Origin of the sequence: Arcicella gelida, from assembly GCF_034931025.1 — a bacterium.
Classification (GTDB): Bacteria; Bacteroidota; Bacteroidia; order Cytophagales; family Spirosomataceae; genus Arcicella; species Arcicella gelida.
This window is the reverse complement of sequence record NZ_JAYGIL010000015.1, coordinates 114,025-136,199: the sequence shown is the minus strand read 5'-3', so window position 1 is coordinate 136,199 and position 22,175 is coordinate 114,025. Positions and strand designations below refer to the sequence as shown.

Sequence of the window (22,175 nt, the reverse complement as noted above, 5' to 3'; positions counted from 1 at the left end):
AAACACAAAATCGTACAAAGCAAATTTATGGAAAAACAATTTATTAAGACAACATTTTTCAAAATCATGAGGATGACTGTCATTCAGTTGGCCATTGCTGTAGCTTTCATGGTGGCATCGTATGCCAAAGAAGCCAAAGCACAAGAAGTTTTAGCCAAAACCGTGACTGTTTCTATAAAAAACAGCACAATCAAAGGTGTACTCAAAGAACTGGAGAAGGAATCGGGAGTACCTTTTGTTTTTAGTTCCAAAAACAGTATTTCACAAGCAACGAATCTTACTTTGACGGCTAACAACGAAAGCCTGAAAAATGTATTGAGCCGTTTCTTGCCTCCGCTTAATATCGGCTATAAAGTTGTGCATAATGCCATCATATTAACACCGATGTCTGCTGTTGAGGAAAAAATAGTACTTCCCTCCTCAACGATTGAAACGTCCATGCCCAGTATCACCGCCGACGTTACTGTTAAAGGTAAAGTGGTGGATTCAGAAACAGGTGAAACACTTCCGGGCGTAACAGTAAAAGTTAAAGGAACTACCGCTGGAACAACAACAGACGTTAGTGGAAAATATAGTATTTCGGTAGCCAAAGGTGCTACTTTAGTTTTCTCGTTCATCGGGATGAAAACACAAGAAGTAAGCGTTGATGGTCGTACAGAAATCAATGTATCACTTGCACCAGATAATAGTATGCTCGAAGAAGTAGCCGTAGTAAGTGATGGTTACGGTTTGGTAAAGAAAACCGACAATACTGGTTCAGTAGCAAGTATGTCGGCTAGAGATTTAAAAAACATTCCTATCACCAGTGCTGCACAAGCGATGACGGGTAGAATGGCAGGTGTAAGTGTAGTAACGACAGATGGTTCTCCAGATGCGGATGTGGTGATTCGTGTACGTGGAGGTGGTTCACTTACACAAGATAATTCACCTTTGTATGTGGTAGATGGTTTTATTGTAAACAGCATCAAAGATGTACCACCTTCGGATATTGAAAGCATCAACGTTTTGAAAGATGCTGCCGCTACGGCAATTTATGGAGCTCAAGCATCCAATGGTGTTGTGGTAATTACCACGAAAAAACCTCGTCCGGGTCGTACTACTGTTTCTTATAACGGTTTTATGCAGTTCAAAACATTACCTTCTGACAGGGCCTATAAAGTACTTTCTCCGTACGAATACGTTTTAGTAAACTATGAAAGAGCTAAACTAAAAACGAATGCCGATGTGAACAACATGGAGAAGTTTTTTGGAAAATATGGTGACTACGATTTGTACCAAAACAAAAAAGGAACAAATTGGCAAGACGAACTTTTCGGTTCTCCACGTACCACTCAATCACATAATTTAAGTATTAGTGGTGGTAACGAAAACACAACAATGAGCTTAAGTTTGACCAACAATACTGACCAAGGATTACTTACTGGTTCGGGTTATAATCGTAATGTTATCAACTTCAAAATCAATCAAACAATTACTAAAAAATTGAAATTTGATGCTTCTGCTCGTGTTACGAATACCATCATTGATGGTGCTGGAACATCTGGTACTGCACAACTTAATATTAAAGATGCTGTTCAAACAAGACCAACAAACGGTATTGCTGATGAATTAGACATTGATTTAAGCAGTGCTGGAACGGATGATGATTTTGCTTCTTTTCTTTTGGCACTTGTTAGTCCTAAAAAATTAGTATCGCAAGACTGGCGTAAAAGAACTACACAAGACTATGTTTTCAACGCTGGTTTAAGTTGGGCAATTCTTAAAGACCTTAATTTAAAATCGACGATTACAGGTTCAAAATCATTCGATAAAAACTTACGTTATTATGGCCCATTAACTGGAGAATCTTTCAATAACGGAAGTAGCTTACCAATCGGTGAGAAAACCGTCAATGAAGTAGATTCTTTCCGTTGGTTAAATACATTGGGTTATCAAATGTCTGGTTTAGGAAAACACAAATTGGATTTCTTGCTAGGACACGAAGTATATTCTTTGGGAGGTAATCAAAGCTTTATTCGTACTGAAGATTTTAGAGCATCTATTACACCAGAAGAGCTTTTTGCCAATATGTCATTCGGACGTACCGACCGCCAATCTACTGCTGAAGTTACTAACGTGAATCGTGTTTCTGGTTTTGGTCGTATCAATTATCAATTCAAAGATCGTTACTTGGCTGCTATTACTTTCAGAGCAGATGCTTCAAGTAAATTCAGTGCTGAAAACCGTGTAGGTTTATTCCCTGCTTTGGCTTTGGGTTGGAAAATCTCTGAAACGAAACTCTTCAAAAACATCACCGCTTTAGATGAATTGAAACTTCGTGCAAGTTATGGTGCTACTGGTAACGATCGTATTGATGCTACTGCAACAAAGTTCTTGTTTGAAGCTACAACACTTCGTGGACCAGGCTTTGGCAATGTAGATAATGTTTATTATGCTCCAACTGGCACTACTTTATATAACCCTAATTTGGTTTGGGAAACAACTATTAATAAAAACCTTGGTTTAGATTTCGCTTTCTTCAAACAACGCTTAGTCGGAAGTATTGATTTGTACCAAAACGTAACGAAAGATTTATTACTTCAATCTGCCATTCCTTCAAGTTCAGGTTTTACCAGACAATGGAACAATGTGGGTAGTACTTCAAACAAAGGAGTTGAATTATCTTTGACAGGTTATTTCATTGATAAATCTGATGTTTCTTTCTCTGCAAATTTCAACTTCGGGATGAACAGAGCTAAAGTAGAAGCACTTGATGGAACGACGGAACGTTTCTTTCAATCAAACTGGGCAAGTACTGATTTACGTGACCAAGACGATTTCTACGTAAAAGTTGGTGGTACTTTGGGTGATATTTATGGTTATGTTACAGATGGATATTACTCAACCAATGATTTCGCAAGCTACGATGCTACCGCTAGAAGGTATATCCTAAAAGAAGGAGTGATTAACTCTACTTCAATCACAGGAAATTCGGCTATCAGACCGGGCTTTATCAAACTAAAAGATATTAATGGCGATGGCGTAGTAAATAGCCTTGACCGCAAGGTTATCGGAAATACACTTCCAAAAGCACAAGGTGGATTCGGCTTTAATGGTCGTTATAAAGGATTAGACGCTTCGATTTTCTTTAACTGGTCGTATGGAAATGATGTATATAACACTGGTAAAATTCAGTACAACCAATTCCGTCGTGTTACTTATGGAAACCTTACTGATGCCATGAGTCTTGAAAATCGCTTTACTTATTTAGACGTTGACGGGAAATATACTGGTACTCCGGGAGAAATCGTAACCGACCTAACGCAATTAGCTGAATTGAATGCGAATAAAAACATTTGGTCGCCTCTAGGTTTTAGCGATTCGCAAACATTAATCAGCGACTGGGCTGTTGAGGATGGTTCTTTCATTCGTTTGAACAACTTAAACATTGGTTACTCTTTACCTAAAAGCTGGATTTCTAAACTTGGTATGTCACAATTTAGAGTCTATGTAACAGGTAACAACCTTTACTTATGGACGAAATACTCTGGTTATGACCCAGAAGTAAGTACTACCAGAAGTAGTTATTCTGGCTTAACACCTGGCGTAGATTATTCATCTTTCCCTAGAAGCCGTTCTTATACTTTTGGTGTTAACATTACTTTTTAAGTAAAGAAAGCAATTTATAATCAACATAAATATAGCTGAACGTTCAAGCGAACAGTTATTAATAATAATTATGAAAAAGAAATTAGTGATTCTCGCAGCCTTGTCAATTTTTATGACATCCTGCAAAGACTTTTTAGAACCAGATTCATTGTCAACTTTCGATACGAATTATATTTATTCAAACGTGGATGATGCTCGTAAAGGAGTAAATGCCATTTATGAATCTTTCGGGCAAGATGCCTTCCGTTCAAGACTTTCAAATAACATGGCGGGCAATACTGACATCGAACACCAAAGTGGCTGGTCGAGCTCGGCAGACCGTTATCAAATTTGGGATTTAAGCGCCCTTGCAACCAACAGTGATTTACGTATTACGTGGAATGCCGCCTATACCGCTATCAGAAACTGTAATGTAGCCATTGAAGGCATTGAAGCCAGTGCCGCTCTTAAATCTTCGGATGCTACTATTTCTAAAAAAATGTACCAAATGCTTGGCGAAGCTTATACCATTCGTGCTTATTGGTACAGTATGTTAACGTTTTATTTTGGGGATGTACCGAATGTTCGCCTAGCACCAAAAGCTGGAAATGATTTCTTTTTACCAAAAGAAGACCGCAACGTTATCTTGACGCAAGTAATTCAGGATTTGATTGATATTGAAGGAAAAATGTCTTGGGCTGACCAAACTAGCTATGGTATTGAACAAGTAAATCGTGAATATACACTCGGTATGATTGCTCGCTTGGCATTACAAAGAGGTGGATATTACCTTACTCCTTCTTTGGCAATGGAACGTAAATCGGATTATTTAGAGTATTATAAAATTGCGAAAGAATATTCAGAGAAATTAATAACGCTAAAAGACCGTGCTTTACCAACAGATTTCAGACAAGTGTTTTTGAATGAATCAAAATTTGTAACACCTACCAATAGCGATATTTTATTTGAAGTACCATTCGCCAATGGAAACGGTGACGTAGGTTGGAACATCGGTATTACTGTTGATGGTGGAACAACTGCTGCACATAGTTATGGCTCAGGAAACAATTACATGGCTATTCCTCCAACTTATTATTTCTCTTTTGATACCTTGGATATTCGCCGTGATGTTACTTGTGCCTTGTACAAAATCAACACAAGCGGACAAGCTGTTTTCGTAAATAATTCAATGAACATTGCTCAAGGAAAATGGAGTCGTTGGTTTTTAGATAAAGCTCCTGGTGCTTCAACAGCCAAAGGAACAGGTATCAACTGGCCAATGTTGCGTTACTCTGATGTTTTATTGATGTTGGCAGAAGCCGAAAACGAATTGAATGGTCCAACAGTTTTAGCCCAAGAAGCATTGAAAATAGTACGTCAACGTGCTTTTGATTCTAAATATTGGTCAGAAAAAGTAACAAGCTACATCACAAGTATTTCGGGAAGCAAGCAAACATTTTTTGATGCAATTGTCAATGAAAGAGCTTGGGAATTTGGTGGTGAAATGATTCGTAAATATGAATTAATTCGTTGGAATTTATACGCTAAAAAATCGCAAGAATTGGTAGCAACCACAAAAGAAATGGCAGATGCAGCTTTTACAGGTTCAGGGAAATATTCAGAATTACCTGATTATATGTACTGGAAAAGAGATGCCAGTGGCAATTTCAAAGTATTAAATCCAAGCCGTAAATACGTAGGAACGCCAGACGCTTCTTGGACGAGAGTATCCTTCCTTGCCAGCTTAAAACCTACTGCAACTACTTACCAAGACTGGATTACTAAAGACTGGGAAAAATATTACAATGGTCCAGTACCGGGAGTTGCACGATACATTTTCCCAATTCCAGCAGAAGCTATTACAAATAGTCAAGGAAAATTGGCAAATGATGGCTACCAGTTTTAAAAGAATTGTGCGTGTATAAATTGTGCGTTAGTGAATTATTAATACAAAATTCACTAACGCACAACTCATCACTCAAAAAATTAAACAAAGAAATACTCATGAATAAAACACATATAAAACAAGGTTTCGCAATTGTAATGATGAGCTTAGTGGCTTTCTTTGCTTGCAAACCTGAAGAAGAAATCACGGCTGAAACTCGTCTTTTCAGACCAGTTTTAAACAAAGAACTTTCTGCCAAAAATAATACCATCATCGTCAATATGGGTAATATCAAAGCAGCAACAGGCTACACTGTAGAAGTTAGTAGAGATACTTTCAAAACAACTGATTTTACTTTTAAAGTAGATACAAATTATGTAATTGTTGACGAAACTTTACTAAAAGGCGAATCACTTTATTGGAATACTACTTATCAAGTGCGTGCCTTGGCACATGCCGCAAAAACAGAATTGGATAGTAAAATGTCGGATTTAGGAAGTGTAAAAACTGAAAAATTCCCAAGTATTATGGCAACGCCTACAGCAGCAGATGTAATTGATGTGGCAGCTAGAATAAGATGGTCAACGGGTGGCGTAACGGTGGCTAAAGTAAAAGTATTTGCCAAAACTGACCTTAAATTGGCTACTCCTCTGGCACAATATGATGTTTCGGAAGCCGACCAAAAAGCTGGAAGTACCATTGTTAGTAAACTGAATCCACTCACTACTTATCAATTGGCAATTTATGCTACCGACGGGACAATTAAAGGTTGGGATAATTTTACAACGATTAGTCGTTCGGTAGATACCAGTAGTCCTAATGTAATAGACTTATCAGAAAGTGACGACCCAACAGCCTTAAACACTGCTTTGTTGAATGTAGTAGAAGGCGGAATTATCGTTTTGAAAAAAGGGGCAACCTATGTAATGCCTACTAACAATTTTGCTAAGTCTGTTACTGTAACAAGTGCTTATGGTTTTGGGGAGCAAAAAACGATTATTACGACTTCAGGTGGCGGAAATATCGCTGCGGGAGTTAATTTAGACTATATTCGTTTCAATAATATCGAATTTATCGGAGCAGACATCGGCGGAAGTTATATTTTCAATCCAAATATTTCTACGCTTACTACCGTTAAAGAACTTTCTTTGGATAATTGTATTGCTTCAAATATGCGTGGTTTATTACGTATCAGAGGGAAATTCTTTGCAAATAATTTCATTATTAAAAACTCTATTATTCATCAAATAGGTAACTATGGTATTTTAACGACCGACACTGATGGTGCTGGAAATGCTGCGGTGGATAATATTATTTTCCAAAAAAGTACTTTTAGCAAAATCAATATTTTCTTGACTTCTCGTCAGAATTCAAATTCGGTATTGATTGAAGACTGTACTTTAAGTGAAGTAGCCACCAACAGCGGTTCATTATTCAACTGGCGTGGTGCGGCTGGTTTACGTAACGTAACGAATGGCATTAAAATTTCGAATTGTATTTGGGGACATGCTTGGGATCAAGCTGGAACTGCCGTATTGGCTGTTCGTGGAAAATCTGCGGGTTTAGATGTTACCAACATTACTGTTTTGAATACTTATACAACTGGCGATTTCTCTTATGTAGCAGGTACAGAAATCTCTGGTTTGCCTTCATTTACTTATACCAAAAAAGCATCTGAACTTTGGGTAAGTCCATATTCTGGTTTAAATTTCAATTTCAAAGATACAAGCTTCCCTGGTCGTAAAGATACTGGTGACCCTCGTTGGAGAGTACAATAGCTTATTTTTAGGATTAAGTATTAAAATAAAAAAGATTAGAGATACCTCATTCCCAACTCTTTTGTTAAAGGGAATAACCACCATTAGAGTTGGGATGAGTTAATTGAATTCAAAAATTATGTCAAAAAAAACCTTCCTCCTGCTAGCTTATTTGGTAAGTTTTGAAATACTTGCCTGTAAAAGTAGTCAAATTACGCAAAGTGTTCAGACTAATGCTTATCCACAAGATTCTGTTGCTGAAAGAATGCTTTTGTACCAAAGAGATAATGGAGGCTGGCCTCAACCCGGTGGTGATGCTATCAATTATAAATTGACAATTTCTGAAAGTTTACGAGCTAAATTATTGTCCGAAAAAAAAGTTTACGATACCACTATCGACGATAAAGCTACCACAAACGAAATCAATACTTTAGTTTCTACCTACAAGAAAACACAAAACCCAGCATATCTACAAGCTGCCGAAAGAGGTATCAAATATTTGTTAGAAGCCCAAAATAAAGCAGGTGGTTGGGGACAATTCTTTCCTGATACTTCTGGCTATCATAAACACATTACTTATAATGATAATGCAATGATGGATGTCATGAAAGTAATGCAAAATACTGCCGATGCGAAAAATGATTTTGATGCTGTTTCTGCTTCTTTAAGACCTTTGGCTAAAGCAGCTGTTCAGAAAGGTATTACTTGTATCTTGAATACTCAATACAAACAAAATGGCAAATTAACAGCTTGGTGTGCACAGCACGACCGTGTCACTTTACTTCCAGCTAAAGCTCGTAAGTTTGAATTGCCTTCATTAAGTGGTGCTGAAACAGTAGGTATCGTCACTTTTTTAATGGCGATTGATAACCCTTCTTCTGAAATTAAACAATCAATAAAGGCAGCAGTTAATTGGCTTGATTCAGTAAAATTAGTAGGCATTAAAATCGAAGAAGTAAAAGACCCTTCCTTACCAAAAGGTAAAGACCGTCTGGTAAAAGCAGACCCAAATTCAACACTTTGGGCAAGATTTTATAATTACGAAACAAACGTGCCTTTCTTTACAGGAAGAGACAGCGTACCTAGAGCAACGTTAGCAGAAGTTGAAAATGAAAGACGTGTTGGTTATGCTTATTATGGCATTTGGCCAGCCAAACTTTTAAGTACCGATTACCCAGCTTGGCTACAAAAATGGGATAAAAAATAAAACATTTTTACCCAAACACCTCTATTTCAACCAATTGCTTAGTTCTCTTTAATATTTCCCAAAAGGGAACTAAGCATTTTTAACCTTTTTGACAGAAAATATATTCCTGATAAAATCCGATGAAAACTTCTTTACTATTAAGTAAAGGCAAAAAAAGCTTTTTTTTGCCTGTGATACTCCTTTTGCTTTTTTCTTTCACAATCAAGGCTCAACAACTAGCATTTCCAACTGCCGAAGGTGGCGGACGCTTCGCAAAAGGTGGACGAGGCGGAACAGTTTATGAAGTAACCAACCTCAATGATACTGGTGCGGGTAGTTTAAGAGATGCGATTAGTCAGCCAAATCGGACTATCATTTTTAAAGTTTCTGGCGAAATAAAACTAAAAAGTCGTTTACAAATTAAACAAAATAACCTAACCATTGCAGGACAAACCGCTCCGGGTGAAGGCATTTGTATCACTGGTTATACCGTTAATATTTCTGCCTCAGATATTATTATTCGGTATATCAGATGCCGTTTTGGTGATGATAATGCCGTGGATGACGACGCTATGAATAGCTGGAACCACCTTTTTGAAAACATCATTGTTGACCACTGCTCTATGAGCTGGTCAATTGATGAAACAGGTTCTTTTTATGGCATTCGTAATTTTACTTTACAATGGTGTATTCTAGCAGAAAGTTTATTTAACTCTAAACACGACAAAGGCAAACACGGCTACGGTGGTATTTGGGGCGGAGCAAACGCTACTTTTCACCATAATTTACTAGCGCATCATACTTCTCGAAATCCACGTTTTGGTGGTACTCGTCCGGGCTACATTCCCTATCCAGCTTCTGAAGAATTGGTTGACTACCGAAACAATGTAGTGTACAATTGGGGAAATATTAATTCGTCTTACGGAGGCGAAGGCAGCCGAATAAATATGGTGAATAATTATTATAAACCTGGCCCCGCTACACCAGGAAATTTAACCACAAGTTCTAGTTCAAATAAAAGAAATCGTTTGCTCAATTACTCCAATTTTGTGGTAGATAACGGAACAGACACAACTTGGGGTGGTAAATTTTATATTGATGGCAATGTAGTAGCGGGCTATCCAGATGTTTCGGCAGATAATTGGACGAAAGGCGTGCAAAAAGATAGTTATGCAAGAGCCGATGAATTAATCAAAGCTGCACGCCAAAGTGTTCCTTTTGCTACTGCTCCTTTAAGAACACAAACTGCGGAACAAGCATATTTAACAGTATTGGATAGTGCTGGTGCAATACTTCCACGACGAGATGCTGTTGATGCAAGAATTATTCGTGAAACAAAAAATGGTACGGCAACTTATGAAGGTGCTGGGTATTCAACTGTAAAAGATGCGGGAGTTACGCACCCTTCGGGCATAATTGATAGTCCAGAAAATGTAGGCGGAGTTCCAAAATATGGTTCAAATACTCCTTATAAAGATAGCGACAAAGACGGAATGGACGACCTTTGGGAAACTGCCAATGGCTTGAATCCCAACAATGCTAGTGATGGAAATACGATTGCAACAAATGGTTATACCAATTTAGAGAACTTCTTGAATGGAATCAATAAAGATACTGGTACGGGTGAAATTGCAGGCGGTTCGGTAATCATTGATTTGATGGGTTATGATGCCGTAGTGGCAAAAGACGGAACTGGTACTTTTCAAACGATTCAGGCAGCCATTGATGCAGCACCTGTAAATGCTAGTAAACCCTATAGAATCTTTATCAAAAATGGCAAATATCTTGAAAAAGTATCAATCGTTGCAAATAAAACTTTTATTCATCTCATTGGCGAAAGTGCCGCAAAAACCATTATTTCTTGGAATGATTATTCTGGCAAAGTAAACCCTGCGGGTGGAACTTTCGGCACAAGTACTTCTGCCACTTTAACCATCAAAGCATCAGACTGCTATCTACAAAATTTAACGGTCGAAAACACCACTGGTGACGCACCACAGGCTTTAGCCATCTCTTTAGAAGGTGATAGAAATGTTGCCAAAAGCTGTATTTTTCTAGGCGGACAAGATACCGTTTTAAGTAATGGTGATGGCAAAAGACAATACTTCAAAGATTGTTATATCGACGGTGTGGTTGATTTTATCTTTGGAAGTGCCATCACTGTTTTTGATTCTTGTGTAGTTTATGCCAAAGACCGTGGAGATAAATTGGCGGGCAGTTATATCACCGCAGCCAATACGCCCATTACCCAAACTTATGGCTACATTTTTAGAAATTGTATTTTACCATCGAATACAGGAGTAACTTCTTATGTATTGGGCAGACCTTGGCAAAACGATGCTTCAACGGCAGATGTAGCTAAAAAAGGAAATAAAGTAGTTTTCTTGAACAGTATTTACGGCAACAAAATTGTAAAACCAGAAGGTTGGTCAACTTGGGATACTGGCACAAATACTTCAATCATTACTTATGCAGAATACAAAAACAAACGCTATGATGGAAGTTTGGCAGATATTAGTAAAAGAGTAAGTTGGTCGAAACAATTGAATGATACAGATGCCTTGGCTTATTATGACAATACCAAAGTGTTTGGCTCTTGGAATCCATGTACTACTACTTCGGATTTTTGTACGACAGCCAAAGCAGAAATTGCTTTGGTAAATATTAAAGTAACAAAAGGAGCAAACCTTTCTACACCAACGACTTTCGCATGGAATATTGCTTGGGCGATGAAAGACCTTCGTTATGAATTGTACAGAAGTACCGACAATAAAGCAACTTTCAGCAAATTGAGTGAAACCGTGTCTGCAAGCGATACCATTATTAATTTCAAAATGACAGATGCCGCACCAGCCGCTGGGAAGACTTATTATTACTTATTGAAAGGAATCAAAACTGGTTTAAAAGATTTTGTATCTGATACTTTAACCGTTTCAAGCGTTCCAACAATTACGATAGTCGGTACGCCCAAAGATTTTATTCAAGGTTTAGGAAAAGCTTCTTCGGCACAAGTTTATAGTTTATCTGCTGAAAACTTAGCAGATAAACTTAGCATTACAATCCCCAATAATTTTGAAATTTCTGCCGATGCTGGTAAAACTTGGATGAATTCAGTAAGCAATTTTTCCTTGACACCTACCAATGGAAGTATTACAACAACAAGTATTCTGGTGCGTTTAAATAGTACCCAAGCAGGTACTTTTAGTGGAAATATTTTGCATACAAGTACAGATGCTATTAGTAAATCTATCACGGTAAATGGTACTACCCAAACCGACCCTCTGCCTGTTTCACAAGGCTTGGCTTTTTGGTCGATGATTGTTAGTGATAATGATAGTTCTGCTTTAAGAGCAAAAGGAGTAATCGTTACCAAACCAGTTTTGAAAAGACTTAGGCTTTCTAATAATTCGGTAATTCCTGCTTATTCTGCTTTGCATGGACAAGCGTTCGCTCCTTCAACAGATGGCGGAGGTTTGTGGACAACTGCTGGCGGTGGTTTTGGAAATAACTTAAACCGTGGATTATATGAACAATTTGTCATTAAAGCGTCATCAGGTTATTCTGTAAAAGTTGATTCTATCAATTTGAAAATGGCTTTATATGCCGCTGCTACTGGAAAATTTGCTGTAGTTTATTCTAAAACTGGTTTTAAGGCTGATTCTGCCGATGTTTCTGGCGGTTTGATTAATGGCATTCCGATGCCCAATACTGCCAATGGTGCATTTGCCACGCCTGCTTTGCCTGTTTCAGAACCTAGTGAAACAGCAACTTTCTACCAATTAGCTCTAAATGGTGCAAATGGTATCAATCTAGCAACCGGAGATTCAATAACAATCAGAATGTATTTTAGTACGGGTAGTTCAAGTGCGGGACGATATGCAAAAATTAAGGATTTAAGTATTTTGGGGTCTATCAAAGATTTGAATGCTGTAAAACCTGTAGTGGTTAATATTACTCAATCGCTCGGTGATTTTACTTTTATGGCTGGTACAAATTCTCCTGTTCAAACATATTCTATTACAGGCGAAAACCTAACACAAGATTTGAGTATCACAGCACCCACTAATTTTGAAGTTTCAAAAGATGGAATTACATGGTTTAATTCAAGTACTACTTTAAAACTAGTACCAAGTGCTGGAAAAATTGCCCAAACAACCATTTATGTAAGAGTAAATACTGCTACTGCGGGAAATTATACTGGAAATATTTCGCACAGTACTGAAGGTTTTACTACTATTACTTTACCTGTAAAAGCAATTTTAACAGCCTCTGCTCCAACGCTTAACATTAGTCAAAATTTACAAGATTTTGTTTATTTGATTGGCGGTGTTCCTGCAAATACTCAAACTTATACGCTTTCAGGTGAAAATTTACTGGGTGAAATCATTCTGATGCCTCCGCCTCATTTTGAAATTTCTTTAGATAATACAACTTGGGTAAATGCAGCTTCTAGTTTAAAACTTACAGCTACGTCTGGAAAGTTATCCCAAACAAGTATCGCTGTAAGAATGACAGCTAAACTGATTGGTAATTTTACAGGAAATATTACACATAAGTCTTCGGGCATGAGTGAAAAAATGTTAGCCCTAAAAGGTTCAGTTAATGCTCCTTTAGCGGTGGAAGAAGAACCTGTGAATAAAATTTCTATTGGTCCAAATCCAGCACAGCAATCGTTGAAAGTATTTCACCCAGCAGGTAAAGCGAGTTTAAGTATTTTGGGAGCAAGTGGACAAAAAATCCAACAAATTGATACACAAATCAATTCAAGCTTTACCATCATCAATCTTGAATATTTATCTTCTGGTCAATATTTCATTGAATACTTGACGGACAAGTATCGAGAAGTATTGAAGTTTATCAAAAACTAATTGTCATATCAAAATTAGATTTTGATAAACATTTTCTGGTTTAAAAAGCAATTGAGATTACTACCAATGCTGAAAGAATAAATTCCATGTAACGGTAACCTTCACGGTTACCGTTTTTATTTCCTTAATTGAATTGTTAAACGGTAACTGCAAGAGACCGCTACAAGTTTTATACTGATATATTTTACACACCTACTTTATTTTGTGAATAGTCTGCATTCTTTTGAATTGTCCAAAAAACTACACAAATTCTACACAAATTCCCCAATTTTTACCTTATTACTCTTTCAGCTTCAAAAAGCTTTTCAAGCATAAAGTTCCGATTTTCTATCACACAATGATGTGAAGAAACAAAACTCCTTCAACAATCAAAATACTGTAAATCAACAATTTACAATTATCCATTTCCTTTTATAGCTTCTAATTACTAGGCTTTTCATCAGCTAAGCATAATCTTTTTACATTCACTAAGCAGAACAACAGATTCAAATTAAGAAATATAGATTAACGAGTAAATATCCAAAAACGCAAAATTCCAATTCAATCATTCAAATCTTAAACTTTATAATGTCTTATGAAAACTAAAAGAATCCTTATTTATGCTTTGATGGCTTTCGGAATCGCTACTTTACAATGGTCATGCAGTAAAGATGATGAAAATGTAGCGCCAGAGGCGACAGAACAAGACCCGAATGCTCCAAAAGGACAAGTAAGAATGGGCATTACTGATGCTCCAATTGACAATGCCGAAATTAATGGTGCTTTTGTAACGGTTACGGAAGTAAGATTAGACGGAAAAAGATATGATGCTTTCCAAGGGCCAAAGACCATTAACATTGCTGAACTGAATAATGGTAATTTCTTTACTTTGGGTGATGGACAATTCCAAACTGGTACTTACAGCAAATTGACTTTTATTTTCGATTATGAAAAAGACCAATTTGGTAATGCTCCTGGTTGTTATCTTTCAAAAGTAGATGGAACAAAAAGTAAATTGGTGATTGCTGGTAATGCACGAAATTCATTAGATGTAAATACTAAACCCTTTACCATTGCTCAAAATGCAACAACAGATTTAATGATTGATTTCGATTTAAGAAAAGCCATCAAAACATATAATGAGAACGCTAAGAAAAACTATTCATTCGTAACTTATGGTGAATTGCAGTCGTCTTTCAGAGTTGTTAATAAAACGACTACTGGTACTATTTCAGGACAAATGAGTGGATACAATCAAGCTGTAATGGGTAATGTTGTCGCTTATGTCTATAAAAAAGGTGAATTTAACCAAAGTACTGAAGCTAAAGGACAAGGTGATAGTTCTGTAGAATTCAAAAATGCAGTATCAAGTTCAAAAGTAGATGGAAATGGTAATTTCAAAGTATCGTTCTTAGAGGAGGGTGATTATGAAATTCACTTCGCTTCTTACAAAGCTTCAGGCGATGCCAATTCATCTGCAACACTAAATGCTTTCTTGAACCTTTCAAGTAGCTTAGATTTGAACAAAATTTCAGTAAAATCAAATACAGATATTAGATTAACATTAGCAGTAACTGGAATCATTGGCATCTAGTAAGCTATAATTTGCTTATCAAGCTCAATCAATAAATTGCAGTACCTAAAAACCTCTGATTGCACCGCCAGCAAGAAAGGGGTTTTTATATTTTTATTATAACGATGCTTCAACCAGCTTCCTAAGTTCAACGTATTTCTCTTGACGACCCTCTGATTTCAGGTAAAATGTCATTAAAAATGCACAGTACTTTTTTTCATTATTAATCCAAGGAAAACTCCCGAACAATCCTGGACTACTAATTGCTCCATTTGCCATAATCCATTCCCCGAATCCATAGCCCAATCCACCAGCCTCCGCAGGTGAATGTGCGACTTTTACTTCCGTAGTAATTCTATTTACTTGCATTTCAGCAATACTTTTTTCTGAAAGAATTTGCTTTCCCCGAAACTTTCCCTTGTTCAAAATCATTGTCAAGAAATTCATGTAATCATTCGGCGTGCTACTTGCACCGCCAGCAGGTAAAGCTACTTTTGCATTGCCAAAATCGGTGTTTTTCATCTCAAGTGGTAATGCAATACGTTCAGCAAATAATGTTTCAAAAGATTTTCCACTTATCTTTTCTATTACTGCACCAGCAATTTGCAAACCCGTATTGCTATAACGAAATACTTTTCCAGCTTGTCCCTCCATTGGATATTGAGCAATTTGTTCGATAGCCTCATCCATAGTTTTGATGGCTCTCATTTCTTTCAAATTTTCTCTTAAATCAGGTGATAAAATTCCCGTTGTATGCGAAAGACATTGTTTTATCGTAATTGCTCCTTTTCCATTTTTGGAAAGTATAGGTAGAAATTTCCCGACGGTATCCGTAAGTTTTAGTTTGCCTTCATCCACAAAAGTCATCACCAATGCAGCACTCAGCCATTTGCTACAACTGGCAATAGGTTGTTTTGAATCGGGTGTATAATCACTAAAATCTGCTGTTTTACCTTGTCGGGAAGCAATCAGTTTGCCAAGGATTTTTTGCCGATTATTCATCTGATTGACAGCATGACTGTACACTATTTTCCCATCTTGATACACCATCAAAATAGCTCGCCCGCCCATTTCATCAACATTATTTTCAAGCCATTGATTTAGTTTAGCGTACTGTTCTTGTCCAAAAGCATTCCCTGCTAAACTCAAGAACAACCATAATAATAAAAGATTCTTTTTCATATTTTTGGGTCAATCAATTACAATTTAATATTCTTGGGTTTTCAACACTTCCACAACGAAACTCGTATTTACTTTGGTTGTATTTCGGACTGGGGTTGTCAGTTACTTCTAAAGCTGTCATTGTTTCTCCTTTATAACTGGGCATTGTTATTTGTTCTGACGCTCCATTTCCCAAAGCTATTTTTTTAGCTGATTGGTTATTATTAAAACTATAGTCTATCAAGGCATCCAACAAACGATAAACTCCATAATAATCAAGTGCATCATAAGCACTTCTGGAATTTGGCAAATTATGATAAGTATGATAGGTATAACCAGCAATTGTTGAGGGTTTTATATAGATAAAATCCTTTTCTGCATCAGCAATATTAATATGTTTGAAAATATCAATCGCCATGCGATGGTCATTAAAAATATCTTCATCATAGACTTGAGTAATCATTTTGGTATTGGCTGGAAAACTTTGTAATTGCTGTGGCGTAATCTGAAAATTATACCAAGGTGCCATCGTAAACAAGAAACGACCATCTTGTCCCCAACCATTTTCGGTAAAAGCTTTATAACTTAAACCAATTGAAGCCCCACCACCAAAGGAATGCCCCATAAAACCAACTTTCTTAGTATCTATAATTTGCGGATAATCTGTTACTGCTTTGCTGAAACCTTGCCACAAAGTATTGTAGCGTTCATCAATACTTACACCCGTTGTTGGATAAGGGACAAATACTACAACGTATCCTTTCTTGGCTATAAATTCAAAAAGTCCTTTGTTATACTCTTTCTCTTCTCCACCATAAGGATGTGAATAAAAAATAGTTGGTCTGGCAGAATTTACTCCATCTGGATAAAAAATACTCACAGAAGTTCCAGCATACAGCGGATTAGGAAAACTAATTTCTGCTACCTTGTAAGTTCCATCAACACCATAACCTGACGTTGGGCGTGAAATTGGTCCTTGCAAATCATCATCAATTGGCTCGGCAACGTTAGTATCTTCAACTTTTGAACAAGATAATATTATCATCAGGCTGATTAAAAATAGGATTGCTTTCATTTTTTTGGATTAATAGAAGAGGTTTTATTGAATGATTTCATTATTGTAAGCTTATTGATTCCGCATTTTTTCCTTCATTTTATCTTGTAATTCGTCTTTAATTACTTCGTATTGTTTGAACTGCTCTCTGCTAAATACTTTTTTAAGTTCAGCTTCTTTTTCATTTTGATTGGCTTTTAATTGTCGAAACTTAGCCAATTTACCATCGCTACTTTTCATAATTGGTTCGTTTTTCAAGGCGTATTTTAGGTTAATATCCTTTACTTTTTGTACTTGAACAGAATCAAGATGAAGTTTTTCTTTCATCCATTCTGTCTGAAAACTGGCTCTTTCTTCGACTGTACTTCCTTTTAGTTTTCCCGAACCTTGAGCGAACGATGATTTAGAAATTAGTAAAAACAAGAGTGTAAACACTGTTAATACGACGTTGATTTTTTTGTGATTTTTCATGATTTTGATAGTTTATTATTAATTGAATGAATTATAAGTACTTGATTTAGAGATTAAACATTTGTTTCTATTCTACTTTACTGAATTTTATTGTTTTGAAGTAATCTACAAAACCCTGTAACACTAATTTGAAGGGATTATAACTTAAAAATCCTGTGGTTAAACCGTACTGTACTTTCTCGGTTTCGGGCTGATATGTGCCAAAAAGTCTATCCCAAATAATCAGTACTCCTCCAAAATTCTTATCTATATAAATTGGGTTACTGCCGTGATGCACCCGATGGGATGAAGGTGTATCTAAAACTTTTTCTACAGCACCCAAATTTCCAACGGCTTCGGTGTGTAAAAAGAATTGATAAACTAGATTCAGGGCATAAGAAAGTATGATAAAGTCGATTGGTAATCCCAACAATGCAGCTGGTACAAAAAACAACGGACTAACAATTGCCGAAAACCAATTGAGCCGATAAGCTGCTGTAAGGTTCATTCGCATCGCAGAATGATGTACTTGGTGAAATGCCCAAAGTGGTTTCCAAAAATGTGATGACCGATGAAACCAGTAATAAATAAAATCTGTGACAAAAAAAGTTAGTAGAAAAATGCCCAGCGAATGTGGCAAGGTCAGAAAAGAATGTTTTGCAAAAAAGCTCAAAGTACTTAGCTGATAACCCGCAAACAAGTATTTTGAAAACTGAAAACCTATGAATATCATCATATTAGCAAGTGTTTCCTTTAGTTCATAAGTTGCTTTTTGTTTTTTCCAACTCCAAATAATCTCTGCACTTATCAACAGAAAAATAAATAGAAGTACATAAATGCGAAAAGGTTCTATTAGATGTTTCATTTTCTTAGGATTAAATACGATGTAAATTTGGCTAAGAAAAATGATAGCAACGTTGCGAAAAAAGGTGAGACTGAAAAACTAAAGGGTGAAGTATTTTATTACTAGATGTAAAACAAACGAAGTTAAAATATTGTATATAAATGCTTTAAATTCAAAACGTATCATAAGCTTTGATTACCAGACAAATTTCTATTAGCAGGCGAATTAATTCGCCTGCTAATAGAATAAGAACAATAATTTTATCCTTTTTCTGGGAAATAGTACGTCATTTTTGAAATTGTCCAGTTATGAATCCTTAGCGATTCATCCAACTTTTAAAGGCGGGTACTCTTGCTTTACTGATTAAGATGTGTTCTGTGGGTTCGGGTTTTACTTTTACAGAAAGGCGACCATTGAAGTAAAATTCAATTTCAAGAATAGCCATGCGATTGACAATAAATTGACGATTCGCCCTGAAAAATAATGCTGGGTCAATTTGCTGTTCTAATTGTTCCATCGTAAACTCCATGATGTACTGCTTATCATCTAAAGTATGGGCATACACGATTTCGTTACTGGTATAAAACCAAGCAATTTTAGCCGTTTCTAAAGGTAATAACTTATCTCGATGATGAACAAGGAAAGATTTTTTATAGGATTTTAGTCCAGCATTTACATTATCTAATAATTGGGCTAACTTTTTCCCGTCCAATTCCTGTTCAGAAGGTTTTGTTAGGTTTTCAAACTTTTCTAAGGCTTTTGCTATTTCCTGTTCGTCAAATGGTTTCAGGATATAATCAATGCCATTATTTTTAAATGCTTGAATGGCGTAATCATTATAGGCGGTCACAAAAATAACTGGACGATGGATGTTTACTTTTTTAAAGATGTCGAACGATAAACCATCCGCCAACCTGATGTCCATAAAAATTACATCGTATTGTACTTGATTGTTCTCGAACCAATTCACCGCTTCGCTCACACTTTGAAGTATGGCTAAAATGCTGATATTTTCGTTTAGATTTTTCAATACATATTCCAAATTTCGGGCAGTGGCGACCTCATCTTCTACCAATACTAAGCGTAAATCTTTCATATTTTGATAGGCAATTTAACAGTAAAGGATTCTTTTGTTTTTTCAATCTCAATATCAGTATTCAAAAGTAATCTGAAACGCTCATTCAGATTAACCAAACCTATACCAGTACTACTTTCTGGCGTTGTTATTTCTTGTAAATTATTACTAACAATTAGCCATTTTTCTTCCGTATAAATGCGTACAGACAAAGGTTTTTCAAGCGTGGCAATATTATGTTTGGCAGCATTTTCTAACAAAGGTTGCAAAGATAAATGTGGAATCATTGCCTTGAAATAAGATTCATCTATATCTATTAACACACTAAAGGCATTTTCAAAACGCATTTTAATAAGTTGTTCATAAGATTTTAGCGAATTAAGTTCTTCTTCTATAGTAACCAAACTTGTACCAGCACGCACTAAAGCATGACGAAATACTTTGGAAAGATGGACGATATAAAATTGTGCCAATTTGGGATTTTCCCTAACGATACCCGATAAACTACTGAGTGAATTGAATAATAAATGTGGATTGAGTTGTTCTTTCAGTAACTCCAACTGAGCCTCTAAGTAAAGGCTTTTTAATTGTTCATGTTCATTGTCTTTGCGTTTACTTTCTCGGAGCAATAAAATTATCTTAACAATAATGGCAACAAGTAAAGTACTCAACCCAAAACGAGCTACATACCCAGCACGCACAACGCCATTCAGATGATTTTCGGCAAATAAATGCGACTGTACCCACAAACCAAGTATGATAGCCAAAAGCACCACAAAAGCATTGAGCAAGTAAAGTTTACCATATTTCTTTTGTGAAAGAATTTGTGCAAAGCTTCGGTAAGGATTTAAATTAAGGTAAAAAAGTAATCCACAAAATGCCAAATTATACAACAATTGAAAACTGTATTCGGCAAAATCAAATTGCCAGTAGCGAGCAACAATACCTTTCTCCCTCAAAGCTAACAAACGAGTAGCGTTAACAAGCAAGGCAATCAATAGCGAGCTATACCAACATATCCATTTTTCATTTTTATCCATGATTTAAATTACTAAAAAAAATCAACTGAATAAGTTTAGAAATTGGTTAAAGCTGAAAAAATAGAGGGTGAAGTGTTTGAGATGAAAGATAAAATATTTCATTTACGATTGAAGAGTGTATATTTTTTATATAGCTATTGATACAAAAAGAGTCTCCCGACACACTTAAAGTATATCGAGAGACTCTTTTTTGCGGTATTATGCGGTAATTTATATCTCACGAGATACTTGAAGTATATCACGAGATACTTTTTTGCGGTATTTTGCGGGATTTAGTATCTCTCAACATACCTGAAGTATATCACGAGATACTTCAAGCATATCAAAACCGAAGAAAACCGCAAAATGTTTATTTTTTGATTTTGATACAAAATACAATTATTGAATTGGAACAGTTACTACTGTAGTATCCCAATGTAAAATCATATCAACGCCTACTTCTTTTTCATTGAAATCAATGGTAAATTTTTCTGCACTATCTGTTGTTTGAGTAGATGGAGCGGCTACTTTCAAGACATCTTTCTTTTCATCATAAGATAAACCCCATTGCCCAACTTCAGCATTAAAAATGATTGTCCAATCTCCTTTTTCTGGAATCGTAAAGAGCGTATAAGTACCTGCTTTGAGTAATTTTCCTGCAATTGTTACATCTTTTGAAAACTTGATAACTGTTGCTTCGTTCGCTCCTGTTCTCCACCATTTTCCATAAGGCACAAGGGCTTTTTCGGTATCTGTTCCAAAAATCAATCTGCCTTTTTTAGAAGGCTGACAATAATCTACAGTAATACTTAAACCATTTTTTTCGTATTCTGCCGTTGAAGATGGACTAAACGATTTGGTGTAATAAAATCTAAAAAAAACTGCAAGAGAAGCTAAAATTGCTAGGATAATGAGGATAACTCTTAATATTTTCATCATGAATACTCAATTAGAGAGATTTGGGATAAGTAGATTAGGATAAACTTTGGAATCAATTTTGTAAAAATACGCCATTTTCTCTTGGCTTCAAAATGATTCCAAACACCTAATTATTAATTTATATCCATTCGCTCTGCATATCTTTTTCACGCTTTACAATACAGCGTTCGGCATCTAATAAATGTAAGTTTTCGTCAATTTCCATACAAGTTTTGGCATCATGTAATAACTCTTTGTATGAACTCTTGATTTCTTTACGCTTGAGTGCCTCCAAAAACCTGCGGATGTCTTCGTCACTTTCTAAAATCAATGGTGGAACAGCCGTCAATTTTCCATGATCATCTTTGGCAACCATCGTAAAATAAGAAGTATTTGTATGTTTTACACTTGCCGTTTTGATATTCTCAGCCACTACTTTAATACCTACAATCAAAGAACTATTGCCCACATAATTTACAGAAGCATGCAATGAAACCAATTCACCTACTTCTACGGGTTGTTTAAATTCAACATTATCTACCGATACTGTAACGACGTAAGTTCCCGAATGCTTGGCTGCACATACATAAGCCACCTTATCCATTAATGACAATAAAATTCCTCCGTGAATTTTCCCTCCAAAATTAGCATAAGACGGAATCATTAGCTCTGTAATGGTCGTTCTTGAATAGTTTACTGTTTTTGCGTTATCCATCGTATTAAAGTATTTGGTTAATTAAGAATATAAAATAAAGCAAGGAAATGCTATTAATTGCAAA

The 22,175-nt window shown here is 36.1% G+C and carries 14 protein-coding genes; 6 read left to right on the top strand and 8 right to left on the bottom strand.

The window, feature by feature from the left end; genetic code table 11:
- Positions 1–27: 27 nt before the first annotated feature.
- The 6 genes from VB776_RS13655 to VB776_RS13630 all read left to right on the top strand — a co-directional run bounded on the left by VB776_RS13655 (position 28) and on the right by VB776_RS13630 (position 14,896).
- Positions 28–3,648: a SusC/RagA family TonB-linked outer membrane protein gene (locus VB776_RS13655; protein ID WP_323697255.1), complete on the top strand. Its 3,621-nt coding sequence runs from the start codon at positions 28–30 to the stop codon at positions 3,646–3,648.
- Between the two features lie 70 nt (positions 3,649–3,718).
- Positions 3,719–5,533 (top strand): RagB/SusD family nutrient uptake outer membrane protein, encoded by a 1,815-nt coding sequence (locus VB776_RS13650; protein WP_323697254.1) that lies wholly within the window; start codon positions 3,719–3,721, stop codon positions 5,531–5,533.
- 98 nt (positions 5,534–5,631) lie between these two features.
- Positions 5,632–7,290: a DUF5123 domain-containing protein gene (locus VB776_RS13645; protein WP_323697253.1), complete on the top strand. Its 1,659-nt coding sequence runs from the start codon at positions 5,632–5,634 to the stop codon at positions 7,288–7,290.
- 118 nt (positions 7,291–7,408) lie between these two features.
- Positions 7,409–8,476: a pectate lyase gene (gene pelA / locus VB776_RS13640; protein WP_323697252.1), complete on the top strand. Its 1,068-nt coding sequence runs from the start codon at positions 7,409–7,411 to the stop codon at positions 8,474–8,476.
- 119 nt (positions 8,477–8,595) lie between these two features.
- Complete coding sequence (locus VB776_RS13635; RefSeq protein WP_323697251.1) at positions 8,596–13,323, top strand: pectinesterase family protein; 4,728 nt, start codon at positions 8,596–8,598, stop codon at positions 13,321–13,323.
- Between the two features lie 574 nt (positions 13,324–13,897).
- Positions 13,898–14,896, top strand: coding sequence for a DUF4382 domain-containing protein (locus VB776_RS13630; protein WP_323697250.1), 999 nt, complete (start codon positions 13,898–13,900; stop codon positions 14,894–14,896).
- Between the two features lie 96 nt (positions 14,897–14,992).
- Here the strand turns inward: VB776_RS13630 and VB776_RS13625 are convergent, their stop codons facing one another.
- The 8 genes from VB776_RS13625 to VB776_RS13590 all read right to left on the bottom strand — a co-directional run bounded on the left by VB776_RS13625 (position 14,993) and on the right by VB776_RS13590 (position 22,111).
- Positions 14,993–16,057: a serine hydrolase domain-containing protein gene (locus tag VB776_RS13625; RefSeq protein ID WP_323697249.1), complete on the bottom strand. Its 1,065-nt coding sequence runs from the start codon at positions 16,055–16,057 to the stop codon at positions 14,993–14,995.
- 13 nt (positions 16,058–16,070) lie between these two features.
- Positions 16,071–17,111, bottom strand: a complete 1,041-nt coding sequence (locus tag VB776_RS13620) for an alpha/beta hydrolase family protein (RefSeq protein WP_323697248.1) — start codon at positions 17,109–17,111, stop codon at positions 16,071–16,073.
- A 51-nt stretch (positions 17,112–17,162) separates the two neighbouring features.
- A complete protein-coding gene (locus VB776_RS13615; RefSeq protein ID WP_323697247.1) occupies positions 17,163–17,561 on the bottom strand; it encodes a hypothetical protein in 399 nt (132 codons plus the stop codon).
- Between the two features lie 67 nt (positions 17,562–17,628).
- Complete coding sequence (locus tag VB776_RS13610; protein WP_323697246.1) at positions 17,629–18,405, bottom strand: sterol desaturase family protein; 777 nt, start codon at positions 18,403–18,405, stop codon at positions 17,629–17,631.
- Positions 18,406–18,700: 295 nt separating this feature from the next.
- Entirely contained in the window at positions 18,701–19,480 is a 780-nt protein-coding gene (locus VB776_RS13605; protein ID WP_323697245.1) for a LytR/AlgR family response regulator transcription factor, read from the bottom strand.
- Positions 19,477–20,499, bottom strand: a complete 1,023-nt coding sequence (locus VB776_RS13600) for a sensor histidine kinase (protein WP_323697244.1) — start codon at positions 20,497–20,499, stop codon at positions 19,477–19,479. Before VB776_RS13600 ends, VB776_RS13605 begins: the two co-directional genes overlap by 4 nt.
- 378 nt (positions 20,500–20,877) lie before the next feature.
- Positions 20,878–21,417 carry a DUF2911 domain-containing protein gene (locus tag VB776_RS13595; protein ID WP_323697243.1) on the bottom strand — a complete coding sequence of 180 codons (540 nt, stop codon included), beginning with the start codon at positions 21,415–21,417 and terminating at the stop codon, positions 20,878–20,880.
- 118 nt (positions 21,418–21,535) lie between these two features.
- Complete coding sequence (locus VB776_RS13590; protein ID WP_184128325.1) at positions 21,536–22,111, bottom strand: acyl-CoA thioesterase; 576 nt, start codon at positions 22,109–22,111, stop codon at positions 21,536–21,538.
- Positions 22,112–22,175 lie beyond the last annotated feature (64 nt).

Bases quoted from the DNA above. Each gene is read 5' to 3' on its own strand.
- VB776_RS13655 (WP_323697255.1), top strand. From the start codon at position 28: ATGGAAAAACAATTTATTAAGACAACATTTTTCAAAATCATGAGGATG.
- VB776_RS13650 (WP_323697254.1), top strand. From the start codon at position 3,719: ATGAAAAAGAAATTAGTGATTCTCGCAGCCTTGTCAATTTTTATGACA.
- VB776_RS13645 (WP_323697253.1), top strand. From the start codon at position 5,632: ATGAATAAAACACATATAAAACAAGGTTTCGCAATTGTAATGATGAGC.
- pelA (WP_323697252.1), top strand. From the start codon at position 7,409: ATGTCAAAAAAAACCTTCCTCCTGCTAGCTTATTTGGTAAGTTTTGAA.
- VB776_RS13635 (WP_323697251.1), top strand. From the start codon at position 8,596: ATGAAAACTTCTTTACTATTAAGTAAAGGCAAAAAAAGCTTTTTTTTG.
- VB776_RS13630 (WP_323697250.1), top strand. From the start codon at position 13,898: ATGAAAACTAAAAGAATCCTTATTTATGCTTTGATGGCTTTCGGAATC.
- VB776_RS13625 (WP_323697249.1), bottom strand. From the start codon at position 16,057: ATGAAAAAGAATCTTTTATTATTATGGTTGTTCTTGAGTTTAGCAGGG.
- VB776_RS13620 (WP_323697248.1), bottom strand. From the start codon at position 17,111: ATGAAAGCAATCCTATTTTTAATCAGCCTGATGATAATATTATCTTGT.
- VB776_RS13615 (WP_323697247.1), bottom strand. From the start codon at position 17,561: ATGAAAAATCACAAAAAAATCAACGTCGTATTAACAGTGTTTACACTC.
- VB776_RS13610 (WP_323697246.1), bottom strand. From the start codon at position 18,405: ATGAAACATCTAATAGAACCTTTTCGCATTTATGTACTTCTATTTATT.
- VB776_RS13605 (WP_323697245.1), bottom strand. From the start codon at position 19,480: ATGAAAGATTTACGCTTAGTATTGGTAGAAGATGAGGTCGCCACTGCC.
- VB776_RS13600 (WP_323697244.1), bottom strand. From the start codon at position 20,499: ATGGATAAAAATGAAAAATGGATATGTTGGTATAGCTCGCTATTGATT.
- VB776_RS13595 (WP_323697243.1), bottom strand. From the start codon at position 21,417: ATGATGAAAATATTAAGAGTTATCCTCATTATCCTAGCAATTTTAGCT.
- VB776_RS13590 (WP_184128325.1), bottom strand. From the start codon at position 22,111: ATGGATAACGCAAAAACAGTAAACTATTCAAGAACGACCATTACAGAG.